The 12,672-nt window shown below is 72.5% G+C and carries 15 protein-coding genes and 1 pseudogene; 9 read left to right on the top strand and 7 right to left on the bottom strand.

Features of this window, described 5'->3' with window-relative positions; translation table 11 throughout:
* Nucleotides 1–157: 157 nt before the first annotated feature.
* The 3 genes from ACFV20_RS33020 (at nucleotide 158) to tgmB (ending at nucleotide 1,791) form a co-directional block, all read left to right on the top strand.
* A complete protein-coding gene (locus tag ACFV20_RS33020; protein ID WP_385663684.1) occupies nucleotides 158–481 on the top strand; it encodes a YkvA family protein in 324 nt (107 codons plus the stop codon).
* Nucleotides 482–599: 118 nt separating this feature from the next.
* Nucleotides 600–791 (top strand): putative ATP-grasp-modified RiPP, encoded by a 192-nt coding sequence (gene tgmA, locus ACFV20_RS33015; protein WP_385663681.1) that lies wholly within the window; start codon nucleotides 600–602, stop codon nucleotides 789–791.
* 16 nt (nucleotides 792–807) lie between these two features.
* Complete coding sequence (gene tgmB / locus ACFV20_RS33010; protein ID WP_385663678.1) at nucleotides 808–1,791, top strand: ATP-grasp ribosomal peptide maturase; 984 nt, start codon at nucleotides 808–810, stop codon at nucleotides 1,789–1,791.
* 215 nt (nucleotides 1,792–2,006) lie between these two features.
* On the opposite strand, the gene ACFV20_RS33005 is transcribed toward tgmB, so the two are convergent.
* Both ACFV20_RS33005 and ACFV20_RS33000 read right to left on the bottom strand, forming a co-directional pair.
* The gene (locus tag ACFV20_RS33005; protein ID WP_031111422.1) at nucleotides 2,007–2,210 is read right to left on the bottom strand and encodes a hypothetical protein; all 204 of its coding nucleotides are present in this window, start codon (nucleotides 2,208–2,210) and stop codon (nucleotides 2,007–2,009) included.
* A gap of 139 nt (nucleotides 2,211–2,349) precedes the next feature.
* Nucleotides 2,350–2,802: a DUF2269 family protein gene (locus ACFV20_RS33000; RefSeq protein WP_385663674.1), complete on the bottom strand. Its 453-nt coding sequence runs from the start codon at nucleotides 2,800–2,802 to the stop codon at nucleotides 2,350–2,352.
* A 182-nt stretch (nucleotides 2,803–2,984) separates the two neighbouring features.
* Here ACFV20_RS33000 and ACFV20_RS32995 point away from each other — a divergent pair, with 182 nt between their 5' ends.
* Nucleotides 2,985–3,956: a GlxA family transcriptional regulator gene (locus ACFV20_RS32995; protein ID WP_385663671.1), complete on the top strand. Its 972-nt coding sequence runs from the start codon at nucleotides 2,985–2,987 to the stop codon at nucleotides 3,954–3,956.
* Between the two features lie 63 nt (nucleotides 3,957–4,019).
* On the opposite strand, the gene ACFV20_RS32990 is transcribed toward ACFV20_RS32995, so the two are convergent.
* Both ACFV20_RS32990 and ACFV20_RS32985 read right to left on the bottom strand, forming a co-directional pair.
* On the bottom strand, nucleotides 4,020–4,271 hold the full coding sequence (locus ACFV20_RS32990) for a DUF5133 domain-containing protein (protein ID WP_234848339.1): 252 nt from the start codon (nucleotides 4,269–4,271) through the stop codon (nucleotides 4,020–4,022).
* Nucleotides 4,272–4,439: 168 nt separating this feature from the next.
* Nucleotides 4,440–5,081 (bottom strand): annotated as a pseudogene (locus ACFV20_RS32985) (aldo/keto reductase); the annotation flags it as partial.
* A gap of 306 nt (nucleotides 5,082–5,387) precedes the next feature.
* On the opposite strand from ACFV20_RS32985, the gene ACFV20_RS32980 reads away from it, so the two are divergent.
* Entirely contained in the window at nucleotides 5,388–5,618 is a 231-nt protein-coding gene (locus ACFV20_RS32980) for a hypothetical protein (RefSeq protein WP_385663667.1), read from the top strand.
* 192 nt (nucleotides 5,619–5,810) lie between these two features.
* Nucleotides 5,811–6,221, top strand: a complete 411-nt coding sequence (locus ACFV20_RS32975; protein WP_385663665.1) for a VOC family protein — start codon at nucleotides 5,811–5,813, stop codon at nucleotides 6,219–6,221.
* A gap of 49 nt (nucleotides 6,222–6,270) precedes the next feature.
* Here the strand turns inward: ACFV20_RS32975 and helR are convergent, their stop codons facing one another.
* The gene (gene helR / locus ACFV20_RS32970) at nucleotides 6,271–8,430 is read right to left on the bottom strand and encodes an RNA polymerase recycling motor ATPase HelR (protein WP_385663662.1); all 2,160 of its coding nucleotides are present in this window, start codon (nucleotides 8,428–8,430) and stop codon (nucleotides 6,271–6,273) included.
* Nucleotides 8,431–8,635: 205 nt separating this feature from the next.
* On the opposite strand from helR, the gene ACFV20_RS32965 reads away from it, so the two are divergent.
* Nucleotides 8,636–9,511: a Gfo/Idh/MocA family protein gene (locus ACFV20_RS32965; RefSeq protein ID WP_385663660.1), complete on the top strand. Its 876-nt coding sequence runs from the start codon at nucleotides 8,636–8,638 to the stop codon at nucleotides 9,509–9,511.
* 17 nt (nucleotides 9,512–9,528) lie between these two features.
* Here the strand turns inward: ACFV20_RS32965 and ACFV20_RS32960 are convergent, their stop codons facing one another.
* Nucleotides 9,529–10,419 (bottom strand): GNAT family N-acetyltransferase, encoded by an 891-nt coding sequence (locus tag ACFV20_RS32960; protein WP_385663658.1) that lies wholly within the window; start codon nucleotides 10,417–10,419, stop codon nucleotides 9,529–9,531.
* A gap of 313 nt (nucleotides 10,420–10,732) precedes the next feature.
* On the opposite strand from ACFV20_RS32960, the gene ACFV20_RS32955 reads away from it, so the two are divergent.
* Entirely contained in the window at nucleotides 10,733–11,857 is a 1,125-nt protein-coding gene (locus ACFV20_RS32955) for a PP2C family protein-serine/threonine phosphatase (protein WP_385663655.1), read from the top strand.
* Nucleotides 11,858–11,923: 66 nt separating this feature from the next.
* Here ACFV20_RS32955 and ACFV20_RS32950 read toward each other — a convergent pair whose 3' ends face one another.
* Complete coding sequence (locus ACFV20_RS32950) at nucleotides 11,924–12,160, bottom strand: chaplin (protein WP_385663652.1); 237 nt, start codon at nucleotides 12,158–12,160, stop codon at nucleotides 11,924–11,926.
* 209 nt (nucleotides 12,161–12,369) lie between these two features.
* Here ACFV20_RS32950 and ACFV20_RS32945 point away from each other — a divergent pair, with 209 nt between their 5' ends.
* Nucleotides 12,370–12,576 (top strand): hypothetical protein, encoded by a 207-nt coding sequence (locus tag ACFV20_RS32945; RefSeq protein ID WP_385663649.1) that lies wholly within the window; start codon nucleotides 12,370–12,372, stop codon nucleotides 12,574–12,576.
* The last annotated feature ends 96 nt before the right edge of the window (nucleotides 12,577–12,672 follow it).

The raw sequence follows: 12,672 nt of genomic DNA, 5'->3' as shown, positions 1-12,672 counted from the left end.
ACCCCGTGCCACTCGGGTGAGCCACCGGGATGACCCGCGCGCACGGGAAATGCGCCGACTCGCCGACATGTCGGGCTCCGGCCGCAATACAGCCGCCGGAAAAGGGAATCCAGCTAGGGACACCCCGTGTCGCGGCATGCCAGGAGGAGGGCAACCCGTGGATACGACCACCAAGGTGATCATCCTGGCCGCGGTTCTCGCGGCCGTCGTCCTCGTCTTCGCCCTGGCCGTCCTCGTACGGCTGGTCCGGACCCGGCGCGATCTGCGGCGCGCGGGACTGCCCACGGGGCCGCGCTGGGTCTTCTGGGGCGCGGTGCTCTATCTGGTGCTGCCCACCGATCTGGTGCCGGACCCGGTGTACCTGGACGACATCGGAGTCCTGCTGCTCGCTCTGCGCACCGTCCGCGGCTCCCTCGGCGCACGGGAGCGCAGTACGGCACACCGGCCGGACCGGCACCTGGCCGATGACTACGGAAAGTAAGGAAACCAACCACCCGTTCGATTCGTATAAGTCTCTGGAAGCCGAAACAGTCCGGCGGACCGGGGGATTGACGCCTGGACCGACGCGTGATCGGCGCAGTACCGACGAGGGAGAGACGATGCAACCGTTCGCGCTCAACTACGCGCGCCCAGCCGTGGAGTTGGAAGCTGCCATTCCGTACGCGTACGACGCCGGACTGCAGTTGAACGTGCTCCGCGACGGCCGTGTCGCTGCCTGTGACTTCGCCTTGCTGAGGGAGTTCGGCACCACGACGTCCACCGCCGGCTCCAAGACGCACTTCGACGACTGACAGCGGGCCGCCGACGATGACCGTACTGATCCTCACCTGCGAGGAGGACGTGACCGCGGACATGGTGGTCGTGCACCTGAACGCAACGGGCGTACCGGTGGTCCGGGTCGATCCCGCGGACCTCACCGGTGGTGTCGCGTTGTCGGGGGAATACGTGCACGGCCGGTTCCGTGGCCATCTGTCCGCCGGGGGGCGGCTGGTGAGCATCGGGGGACTCCGGTCCGTGTGGGTGCGCCGGCCCGGCGTCCCGGCCGCACGGGCGGCCCAGCCGTCCGACTGGCTGACCGAGGAGGCCGCGCAGGCGCTCTACGGCATGCTGCGGGGCTCGGACGCGCGCTGGATGAACCACCCCGACGCGGCGCGCCGGGCCCGCCACAAGCCGTGGCAGCTGCGCCTTGCCCAGAGATGCGGCCTGCCCGTGCCCGCGACGCTGATCACGACGTTTCCGCGGGCGGCCCGCGAGTTCGCCGAGCGCTATCCGGAGCTGGTGGTCAAACCGGTGTCGGGCGCGCATCCGCAGGACCCGCCGCGGGCCGTGCCGACCAGCCGGGTCGCGCCGGACACGGACTTCTCCGCCGTGGCGTTCGGACCGACGCTGCTGCAGCGGCGGATCACCAAGCGGGCCGACATCCGGCTCACCGTCGTGGGTGAGCGGATGCTGGCCGCCCGCAAGGCGACCGCGGCGGACGCGGACCCGGACGACGTCGACGTGCGGTTCGCGGCGCCCGGTGGGCCGTGGCTGCCCGTCGATGTGCCGTCCTGCATCGCGCCGGGCGTCCTGGCCTATCTGCACGAGGCCGGACTGGCGTACGGGGCCTTCGACTTCGTGGAGGACTCCGACGGGACGTGGTGGTTCCTCGAGTGCAACCAGTCCGGGCAGTTCGGGTTCGTCGAGGTGGAGACGGGTCAGCCGATCGCCCGCACCATCGCCGAGTGGCTGGCCCGGCCCGTGCCGGTCCAGCCGCCGCACGTCAACGGCGCACGCTTGAAAGCCCGTTGACGCACCCGGGCCCGCGTGGCCCGGGCCGGCTCCTCGCCGTGGTCCGGCTCCTCGCCGTGGTCCGGCTTCGCGCCGTGGTCTGGTTCACCGCGGAGCGGACCGGATTTCGGTCCGGTTCACTGCGGGCCGAGCCCGCATTCTCGGCCCGTTCGCTGCGGGCCGAGCCCTAATTCGCGGTCCGTTCGCTGCGGGCCGAGCCCGGGCCCCGGCCCGGCTCACTGCGGGCGCGGGCCCGGGAGCATGCCCGCGCGCTGCCAGCCGGCGCCCGGGGAGTGCGGCCGGTCGTAGCCGAGGGACTGTGAGGGCCGCATGACCAGCTCCAGTTCCCTGCTCACACGTTCGGCCTCGCGGCGCACCTGGGCCGGTACGTCACCGCGCTCCGCGATGAGTCGGTCGTAGATGGGGGAATCCTGGAACACCCGTCAACGCGCCTTTCTGCTCGTCGGCCCCGTGCGGGGGCGAGACTGCGAGTGTAGGCGGCACGGTGTCCCGGAGTGTGAATTCCTTGGGATGACTTGACGCAGACCGGACATCCGTGACAGGCGGACGGCTGGTGTGTCACGCTCCCGTCGTGGAGCCGGGCCGGACGACCATGAGGACGGTGACCGTCGCCCACAGCAGATTGAAGACGCCGGTGAACATGGCGAGTTGAACGGTGGCGCGACGGTCGGGCGCCTGCTCGCCCCTGAGTTGCTCCAGGATCTCCTCCTGCCGGGGCAGGACGAACGCGGCCAGGACGCCGGCGGCCGCGGCGGTCAGGGCGATGGAGGTGACGAGCCATCCGCTGCCGAGGACGCCCATCGCGGCCGCGGTGGCGAACCCCAGCAGGGGGACGGCCAGTCCGACGCCGGCGTAGACGCGGCAGATGCGGTGCAGGAGCGCGGCCGTGCCGGCGCCCGCGGTGGGGGCCGTTCGGCGTACGGCGGGCGGGAACATGCTGGCCGCGACGGTCACGGGACCGACGGCGACGATGGCGGCCAGGACATGCAGGGACAGCAGGATCTTGGTCACGGGGCTCTTTCCGTATGCGCGGTCGACGGCGCCCACGCTAGGACGCTCCCGGAGGAGCGCACAGGGGCGGAAACGACAGCTTCCAACGGGTTCTCGCCACCTCGTCCGACCTGGGTGGCACCGCCGGGGCCGGCACCGCCCCACGTCACGGGCCCGGCGGGAAGACGCCTAGGGTGGCGGTCATGCACTCCGTGGCGATCCTGGTTCTCGATCATGTGGTGCCGTTCGACATGGCGGCGCCCCAGCAGACGTTCGCCTGGACCCACCTGCCGGACGGGCGGCCCGCCTACCGGGTCCGGTTGTGCTCCGAGACTCCCGAGGTGCGCGCGGACGGCGGCTTCACCCTGCGGATCGACCGGGGTCTTGAGGCACTGGCGGAGGCCGACACCATCATCGTGCCCGGCTGCTCCCCCGATGCCGCGCCGCCCTCCGCCCGTGTGCTGGCGGCCCTGCGCGAGGCGGCCGAGGCGGGTACCCGGATCGCGTCGGTGTGCGTCGGTGCCTTCGTGCTGGCGGAGGCGGGGCTGCTGGACGGGCTGCGCGCCACCACGCACTGGGTGGCCGCCGGTGAACTGGCCCGCCGCTTCCCGCGGGTGGAGGTGGAGCCGGACGTCCTGTACGTGGACAACGGCCGGATCCTCACGTCGGCCGGTGCGGCCGCGGCGCTGGATCTGTGCCTGCACATGATCAGGCGGGACCTCGGATCGGCCGTCGCGGCGAACATCGCCCGGATGTCGGTCATGCCACTGGAACGCGAGGGCGGCCAGGCCCAGTTCATCGTGCACCCGCATCCGCCCGTGCCCCAGGGTTCGGTGCTGGAACCGGTCCTGGAGTGGATCGAGGACAACCTCGCGCGTGAGGTGACGCTGGGTGCGCTGGCCGAGCGGGCGGGCATGAGCGAGCGGACCTTCAGCCGCCGCTTCCGTGAGCAGACCGGCACCACTCCGCTGCAGTGGCTGCTGCGGGCGCGGGTGCGGCGCGCCCAGTACCTGCTGGAGAATTCCGACCATTCCGTCGAACGGATCGCGCGTCAGGCGGGGTTCGGCTCCCCGACCGCGTTCCGGGAGCGGTTCCGCAAGGTGGCCGGCACCACGCCGTACGCGTACCGCGCGGCGTTCCACGGGCGGACGAACGCCTCGGCGGCCCCTTCCTAGGGGCCGCCGAGGCGTGCTGCCCGGTCCGATCCGGGCCTTCGTCGACCGTCAGCCGAAAAGCCTTCAGCCGACCAGCGTCAGACCGTTCTCCCCGTCCGCGTCCGCCGCGTCCGTCCGCCCCTCCGTGAGCAGCAGGACATCCGCCTTGGCGATGGCGTCACTGATGTCGGACGTCCCCATCATCACGCACAGCGTGTAACTGACGTCCTCCAGTTCGCGTGCCGCCGTCGGCACGTGCCTCTCCGACTGTGCGATCCTCAGCGACGCGTACCGCGTCAGCAACTCCCTGACGATCTTCCGGTCCGGTACAAGCACGTAGCGCCCCTCTCTGTGTTTTCGCTGCGTATGCCCGAACCACGCGGAAACATTCACACGTTTCTCTCACCTGGGGCGGATTTGACGAGAACTGATCGGATGCGACCGGTCTCAGGTGAGCCACCCATCGCCACGATCCCGTCCGCCATCGGTGGGCTCGCAGTCCGCTCAGGCGGCGTCGAGCTCCGCCAGTTCCTCGGCGCTCAGAGTGAGGCCGGTGGCGGCGAGCGAGTCGCGGACGGTCTCGGGCCGGCTCGCGCCGGGGATCGGGACGACCACCGGGGACTTGGCGAGCATCCAGGCCAGGCACACGCGCTGCGGGCTCACTCCGCGGGCCTCGGCGACGCGGGCGAAGGAGGCGTGGCCCGAGCCGAGTTCACCGGCCTTGGCGATCCCGCCGAGGGGGCTCCACGGCAGGAACGCGATGCCGAGTTCGTCGCACAGGCGCAGCTCCGGCTCGCTGGAGCGGAAGGCCGGGGAGAACTGGTTCTGCACGGACACCAGACGGCCGCCGAGGATCTCGTGCGCCTGCCGGATCTGCTCGGGGTTCGCGTTGGAGACTCCGGCCATGCGGATCTTGCCCTCGTCCAGCAGGTCCCGGATCGCTCTGACCGACTCGGCGTAGGGGACACGGGGATCGGGGCGGTGAAACTGGTAGAGGCCGATCGCCTCGACGCCGAGCCGGCGCAGGGACTCCTCGCAGGCCGCCCTGAGGTGGCGGGGGCTGCCGTCGAGCGTCCAGCTGCCGTCCCCGGGGCGCAGGTGCCCGCCCCTGGTGGCGACCAGGACATCGCCACCGCGGCCGTGGGAGGTGCGATGGTTCACTCCAGCCTGGACGCCGTACGGCAGGGGGTCCAATAGAAGAAGGAGAACGCATTCAGCACTCGATCCGCTGAATCGCGTCCGGGCTCTCCAGGGCCCCGTTGTCCCACCGAGCCACGGTCGCCCCGGGGCGGTGGCCCGGCCGCCATCAGGCAGTGCTGATGAGAACTCAGCTTCCGGACCGGGCTTGTCACGGGCGGACCGCCGGTCCCGGAAGCGGTCGGAGACACGGTGTCGTACCGCTTCTGGGCCCACCGAGCTGCGAACCGGCCGCTCGGGGGGCATGGTGGGGTTATGGACGGTCAACCCCCTGTGGTCGTACAGCCGCCCGCGACGGACGGCGGACGGCTGGTGACCATCCGCGGCGAGCGCATGGGCGTCGCCTACAGCCTCTTCGACGTGCTGGACCTGCTGCACCGCGAGGGCCTGCCCACCACCGACACGGCCGTCGACGACACCGAGCTGATCGAGTGGCAGGGCGGCGGCCCGTACGACTGGAACAGCGGGTCGTCCGACGAGACATGAGGCCGCGCACCCCGTCGTGTCGCGGCCCCTCGGTCCGGTCAAGTGGTCACGCCGATGCGGCAGTTCGCCACGGCACCGGCAGCGGTGCCGCTCGGCACCCGCCCGGGGCGCGGCGGGGCTCGACGCGACGTCGCCGGTGTCCGGCGTTACGCTGCGCGAAAACGACCTTTCACCCCTTTCTGGGAGGTTCTCATGGCCTCGCGCCTCAACCCGTACCTCACCTTCAACGGTGACGCCCGGCAGGCGATGGAGTTCTACAAGCAGGTCTTCGGCGGCACCCTCGACCTCAACAGCTACGGCGATTTCGGGCAGGCGGACGCCCCCAACGCCGACAAGATCATGCACGGCATGCTGGAGACGCCCAGCGGCTTCACCCTGATGGGCGCCGACAATCCCCCCGGCATGGAGTCCGCACCGGGCAGCCCCTTCTCCGTGAGTCTGAGCGGCGACGACGACGCCGAGCTGCGCGGCTACTGGGAGAAGCTGTCCGAGGGCGGTTCGGTGTCGGTGCCGCTGGAGAAGCAGATGTGGGGCGACGTGTTCGGCATGTGCACCGACCGCTTCGGCGTCCCCTGGATGGTCAACATCAGCACGGAGAGCTGAGCGACCGCCGAGGCCGCCCGCTTCCGGCCGGATCAGGAGCTCGTCAGGATCAGGGGCTCGTCAGGATCACCAGCTCCCGCGTCGCCCGGGTCATCGCCACGTAGTGGTCGACGGCGCCCTCGACGCCGTCGCCGAAGTCCTCCGGGTCGACGAGCACGACCAGGTCGAACTCCAGTCCCTTCGACAGTTCCGGGGTCAGCGACCGGACGCGGGGTGAGTCCGGCCCGACCGCGGGATCGCCGATCACACAGGCGATCCCGTCGGTGTGCGCGGACAGCCACGCGTCGAGGACCGACGTCAGTTCCGCGGCGGACCCGTGACGGACGGGGACGCCGCTGCCGCGGATCGACGTCGGCACGTTGGCGTCCGGCAGGACGGCCCGGATGACCGGCTCGGCCTCCGCCATGATCTCGGCGGGCGTCCGGTAGTTGATGCCGAGGGACGCCAGCTCGATCCGGTCGAGGCCGACCCGCTCCAGGCGTTCCCGCCACGACTCCGTGAACCCGTGCCGGGCCTGGGCGCGGTCCCCGACGATGGTGAAGCTGCGGGACGGACAGCGCCGCAGCAGCATCTGCCATTCCGCGTCGGTCAGTTCCTGCGCCTCGTCCACCACGATGTGCACGAACGGCCCGGCGAGACGGTCCGGGTCGGCGGTGGGCAGGGCGCTGTCGTCGATCAGGGAGTTGCGCATGTCCTGGCCGTGCAGCATGACCAGCACGCCTTCGCCGTCGTCGTGGCTGTGCGCCTCCAGCAGGTTGTCGATGACGTCGGCCATGCCCTCGCGCTGGGCGGCGACGGCGGCCTCCTGCCGACGCCTGCGCCGTGCGGCCTCGGGATCGCCGAGCCGCGCGCGGGCCGCGTCCAGCAGGGGCAGGTCCGGCACGGTCCAGGCGTGCGGCTGCGCGCGCTGCAGAGCACGCACCTCGTCGCGGCTCAGCCAGGGGGCGCACATCCGCAGGTACGCGGGGACGGACCAGAGGTCCCCGACCAGGTCGGCCGCCTCCAGCAGCGGCCAGGCGCGATGGAGGACGCCGAGCAGTTCCCGGTCCCGGGACAGGGCCTTGCGGAGCTGGTCCTCGGGGGCGTCGCCCTCGTGCCTGTCCACGAGGATCGTGAACAGTTCCTCCCGGATCTGGTCGCGTGCCTCGTTGTGCGGGGTGCCGGGTTCCACCGCGTCGAAGGCGGCGGCCCAGTACTGGGCGGTGAGGCGGATGTCGGACCAGTGGGTCGTGACCGTCATCGCCTCGGTGGGCGGCTCCTCGTAGAAGCGGACGGCCTTCTCGATCGCCCGCACCATGTCCGCGGACGACTTGAGGCGGGCCACCTCGGGATCGGTCTCGGCCGCCGCGGTGGCTCCCTCGTCGACGAGGTCCGCCAGGACGCAGGTCTGCACGCCCTCCTCGCCGAGGCCGGGCAGGACGTCCGAGACGTAGGACAGGTAGGGACGGTGCGGGCCGACGAACAGTACGCCGCCCCGGCGGTGCTCCCCGAGGCGCGGGTCGGAGTACAGCAGGTAGGCGGAGCGGTGCAGGGCGACGACGGTCTTGCCGGTGCCGGGGCCGCCGTCGACGACCAGGGCGCCGCGGGAACCGGCGCGGATGATGGCGTCCTGGTCGGCCTGGATGGTGCCCAGCACGTCCCGCATACGGGACGAGCGGTTGGTGCCGAGGCTCGCGATGAAGGCCGACTGGTCGTCGAGCGCGGCGTGCCCGGCGAACGCGTCGGGGGTGAACACCTCGTCCCAGTAGTCGCCGACCCTGCCACCGGTCCAGCGGTAGCGGCGACGGCTGGTGAGGCCCATCGGATTGCCGTGGGTGGCGCCGAAGAACGGCTCGGCGGCAGGGGACCGCCAGTCGACCAGCAGCCTCCGGCCCTCGCTGTCCGTGAGACCGAGCCGTCCCACGTACACGGGCTCGGAACCGTCCGCACCGACCATGCGCCCGAGGCACAGGTCGAGACCGAAACGGCGCAGGGCGCGCAGGCGTGCGGTCAGCCGGTGGATCTCGGCGTCCCGGTCCATGGCCTGCCTGCCCTTGCCGCCGGGGGCCCTGCGCTCGGCCTCCAGACGGTCGGACAGGTCGGCGACCGACTGCTCCAGGCAGTCGGCGACGGCGGCGAAGTGCCGTTCGTCCGCGGCGATCGACGCCGGGTCGGCCTTGTGCGCGAGGCGGTCGGGAAGGTCGAACGCGCTCGTGGTCGCAGGGGTCACGTCATGCTCCCGTTTCCGCAGGTCATGGGCTCAGGCCGGACATTTTGCGGGACACGGGGGGCCTTGCCGCAAGGCCCCCCGTGGGCTATAACTTGAGACAGGCGAGGAGAGGACTCCTTGCCTTTCTTGTTGCCCGCCCCTGCTGCCCGCCGGCCGTTTCGGTGTGACACGCTCGTCGTCCCGGCAGCGTGGAGAGGCGGCAGGCATGCGCATAGGACTGCTCGGTACCGGACCCTGGGCACGGATGGCCCACGCCCCCGCGTTGAGCGGGCACCGGGACCTGGACTTCGCCGGTGTGTGGGGCCGGCGCCCCGAGGCGGCGAAGGAAGTGGCCGAGCGGTACGGCGTTCCCGCCTACGACGACGTCGACGCGCTGTTCGCGGACGTGGACGCCGTCGCCGTGGCCCTGCCGCCGCAGGTGCAGGCCGCACTCGCCGCGCGGGCGGCGCGGGCCGGGTGCCATCTGCTGCTCGACAAGCCGCTCGCACCGACGGTCGAGGAGGGCCGGGCCGTGGTCGAGGCGGTCCAGGAGTCCGGTGTCGCCTCGGTCGTGTTCTTCACGACCCGCTTCCAGCCCGGACCGGCGGCGTGGATCGCCGAGCAGGCCTCGGTGCCGGGCTGGTTCACGGCGCGGGCCGAGTGGCTCGGGGCGGTGTTCACCAGCGAGAGCCCCTTCGCGACGCCGTGGCGGCGCGAGAAGGGCGCCCTGTGGGACGTGGGCCCGCACGCCCTGTCCGTGCTGCTGCCGGTCCTCGGCGACGTGCGGCACGTGACGGCGGCGGCGTACGGGCCCGGGGACACGGCGCATGTCGTCCTCGACCACGCGGGCGGCGCGTCGAGCACCCTCACCCTGAGCCTGACGGCACCGCCCGCCGCGGCCGGTGCCGCCGTGGAGCTGCGCGGGGAGGCGGGGGTGGCCGCGCTGCCGGACGGCTCCGACGGAGCGGTGCCCGCGCTGATGCGGGCCGCCGACGCGCTGCTCGGCGCCGCCCGGACGGGCCGCCCGCACGCCTGCGACGCGGCGTTCGGCCTGAGGGTGACGGAGATCCTCGCCGCCGCCCAGGAGCTGCTGGACCGCTGACTACGGGGGCGGCCCGGTCACGGGGCCGGGACGAAGTTGAGCCGCTCCTTCACCACCGGGTAGCCGGCCTTGGCGAAGTTCGCCGCCATGGGGGTGTTGCCCTGGTCCGTGGCGGCGGCGACGAACCGCGCGCCCTGCTCGACGAGGAAGTGGGTGCACTCGGCCAGGAGGTCGAAGGCGTAGCCGCGGCCGCGGTGTTCCGGGACGACGCCGATGAAGCCGACGCAGGGGCCCGAGGGGTTGTGGGCCGGAATGTGGATACCGGCCAGATCGCCCTGCGGGGTGTGCGCGACCTGCCACCACTCGCGCGGTGACGGGCACCAGTGGAAGAAGTCCAGTTCCTCCTGGGCCGCCCGCTCGGGTCCGCCCCGCGCGATGGCCTCGAGGGCGTGTGCGTCGAGGGTGACGGAGTGGATGCGGCGCAGCGCGTCGAAGAACACGGCGTCGTCGGGTTCGGCACAGAATTCCAGGCGCGCGGGCCGCTCGGGCAGGCCGTGGTCGGGGGTCCAGCGGTACAGCAGGCGTTCGGTCAGGAGCCGGTAGCCGGCCTTGCGGGCGGCGCTGGTGCGGGTCTCGGCGGCGGCCCGCAGGGTGGGGTCGTCGCGCCAGACGGCGGGCAGGTTCAGTTCCAGTTCGACCTGCCGGGGGGCGGAGCGCAGCAGTGCGGCGCCCGCGTCCTCCTCGCCTTCGGCCACGTCGAACCAGTTGAGGTTGACGGGTTCGGTGTCGTCGGGACCGCCCCACCAGGCGCCGCGGGCGACGACGCGGCCGTCGCGCAGGGCCACGCGCTTCCAGTCGGGGCGGTGCCGGGTCAGCCGGTGGCCCTCACGGGCGCCCAGCGGGTCGGGCAGGGTGTCGAAGAGAGCGGCGTCGCTCGAGTCGAGCGCGCGGATGACCACATCGGCCATGGGATGTCCTCCGGGACGCAAGCTGCTCGGAGCGCTCCCGGCAGGTCAGCAGAGGCACGCCCGGGGCAGGGAGAGGGAGCGCGAAAACGGTGTGAACTGCACGGCTCTGCCCTCCTGTTGCCGGTGTTCGGGGCGTGGCGCGGCACACGCTACGGGATGGCCGGCGGGCCGTCCATCGGTTTCCGCGGGGCCGGCGGCCCCCTCGGCGAGGCGGTGGGGCGACGCCTGTCGCTCCCTCCGGGGCGGGACCCTCGCCGTGCGCGGCGGTGCGGGCCCGGGTGCGGTGGCGGGACGGCCGTAGCAGCGTGGTGGTGTGAGCAGTGTGCACGTCCGGCCGGCGCGCCGGGACCCGCAGCGCCGGGACCCGGAGCGGCGTGGCTGGCTGCGTGGCGCGCCGCCGCCCGTCTGGGCCCGGGTGTTGCCGTCCGCGCTGCTGGCGGGTGTCTGTCTGGCGGAGCTGATCAGTCCGGAGCCGCTCGACATCGGCTTCCTGCTGGGCGCCATCCCGCCGCTGGCCGTGCTGGCGCACGGCCCGGTGGTGACGGCCGTGCTCGGCGCGCTGGTGGTGGTCGTCCTGAGCGTGCCCGTCTTCGGCCTCGACGATCCGGGCAGTACCGATCTGCTGACGGTGTGCTTCGTCTCGGTGCTGAGTGTGCTGCTGTCGTACGTCCGCTCCCGGCGGGACGCGCAGCTGGTCACCGAGCGGGCCGTCGCGGAGGTCGCGCAGCGGGCCGTGGTGCCGCCGCTGCCGGACCGGGTCGGGCCGGTGCGGTGCGCGGGGCTGTACCGGGCCGCGCAGCGCGGGACGCTGGTCGGCGGCGACTTCTTCGACGTACGGGCGGGCCCGTACGGCGTGCGGGCGGTCATGGGGGACGTGCAGGGGCACGGGCTGTCGGCCGTGGCCACGGTCGCGTCGCTGCTCGGGGCGTTCCGGGAGGCGGTGCTGGACCAGCCGGACCCGGAGGCGGTGGCGGCCCGGCTGGACCGGAGGCTGGCGGTGGACTCCGCGGGCGACCCGCACGCCGAGCTGTTCGCGACGGCGGTGCTGCTCGACTTCTCCGCCGACGCCCGGGTCGTGCGGATCGTGGCGTGCGGGCAGGCCGGGCCACTGCTGCTGCGGGACGGCCGGGCCGTCGAGCTGGACGTCGAGCCGTGCACGCCGCTAGGTCTGGGGCTCGCCGAGGCGGTCCCGCCCCGGGTCGTCTCGGTGCCCCTGCGCGCCGGTGACCGGCTCTTCCTCGCCTCCGACGGGGTGACCGAGGCGAGGGACACGCACGGGATCTTCTACCCCCTGGCGGAGCGGCTGCCGGGTCTCGCCGCCGAGGATCCGGTCGCGCTGGCCGAGCGGGTCTGGAGCGACCTGGTCCGGCACTGCCCGGACGTGCAGGACGACGTCACGATGCTGGTGCTGGCGCCGCGGCCGCGCGAGGGGGCCTGATGACGCGGCCGGCGGCGGCCCGCGAGGTTCGCGAGCCGCCGCCGGCGGGAGCGTACGACCGGTACGTCAGTCCTCGATCGTGCACACGTTGCCGAACGCCGGGTTCAGCAGCCCGATCACGTTGATCGAGTTGCCGCAGACGTTGGCGTTGATGTCGACCGGGATCTGGATGACGTTGCCGGAGAGGAAACCGGGGCTGTCGGTGGCGACGGCGACGGGGCCGTCGTTCGCGCTCGCCGTACCGGAGAAGGCCAGCAGGGCGGCGCAGGCCAGACCGGCCGCGGCAGTCACACGTGTACGCATGGGAAAAGCTCCTGTCAGTCGCAGGGACACGTGACTCCACCGTCACCCGGAGTAGGGCCGGGCGACATCCATGGGCGTCCGAACGGGGTGCCGGGGCCGGGGCCGCGCTCTTCCGGATGCACGCCGCGCCCCCGAGGGGAATGGTGATAGCGGACCCTTTTTTCAGCACCGGGGCCGCCCCAGTGATCCGGACCCTAGGAGCAGAGAACATGTCGACGTCAGAGCCCGCCGCGTCCCGGCCGCCCGAGGACCGCGCCACCCCGGACCACCTGCTCCACGCCCGCACCGGCACGGACGTGTCGCCGGAGGACCTCGTCCTCGCCTCGGGCAAGGACCTCACCCCGCACAACCTGGAGTGGGCCAAGCGCAAGCTGGCGGCGGAGGGACCCGCCGCCCTCGAGAAGCTGCTGCCCTAGGTGTACTGCCCAGCCAGGTTGGTCGAGTTTGTGCGACGACACGGTCTGAATCTGTGAGAGGACGAAGGCCTCCGGTTGTGGAGTGGAGCTGTCGAG

It is taken from the genome of Streptomyces sp. NPDC059696, from assembly GCF_042733745.1.
Lineage (GTDB): Bacteria > Actinomycetota > Actinomycetes > Streptomycetales > Streptomycetaceae > Streptomyces.
The sequence above is the reverse complement of the archived record's forward strand: the minus strand, read 5'-3'. Positions and strand labels throughout refer to the sequence as shown.

Excerpts from the sequence above, each read along its gene's own strand:
- tgmA (WP_385663681.1), top strand. The coding sequence starts at position 600 with ATGCAACCGTTCGCGCTCAACTACGCGCGCCCAGCCGTGGAGTTGGAA.
- tgmB (WP_385663678.1), top strand. The coding sequence starts at position 808 with ATGACCGTACTGATCCTCACCTGCGAGGAGGACGTGACCGCGGACATG.
- ACFV20_RS32995 (WP_385663671.1), top strand. The coding sequence starts at position 2,985 with ATGCACTCCGTGGCGATCCTGGTTCTCGATCATGTGGTGCCGTTCGAC.
- ACFV20_RS32980 (WP_385663667.1), top strand. The coding sequence starts at position 5,388 with ATGGACGGTCAACCCCCTGTGGTCGTACAGCCGCCCGCGACGGACGGC.
- ACFV20_RS32975 (WP_385663665.1), top strand. The coding sequence starts at position 5,811 with ATGGCCTCGCGCCTCAACCCGTACCTCACCTTCAACGGTGACGCCCGG.
- ACFV20_RS32965 (WP_385663660.1), top strand. The coding sequence starts at position 8,636 with ATGCGCATAGGACTGCTCGGTACCGGACCCTGGGCACGGATGGCCCAC.
- ACFV20_RS32960 (WP_385663658.1), bottom strand. The coding sequence starts at position 10,419 with ATGGCCGATGTGGTCATCCGCGCGCTCGACTCGAGCGACGCCGCTCTC.
- ACFV20_RS32950 (WP_385663652.1), bottom strand. The coding sequence starts at position 12,160 with ATGCGTACACGTGTGACTGCCGCGGCCGGTCTGGCCTGCGCCGCCCTG.
- ACFV20_RS32945 (WP_385663649.1), top strand. The coding sequence starts at position 12,370 with ATGTCGACGTCAGAGCCCGCCGCGTCCCGGCCGCCCGAGGACCGCGCC.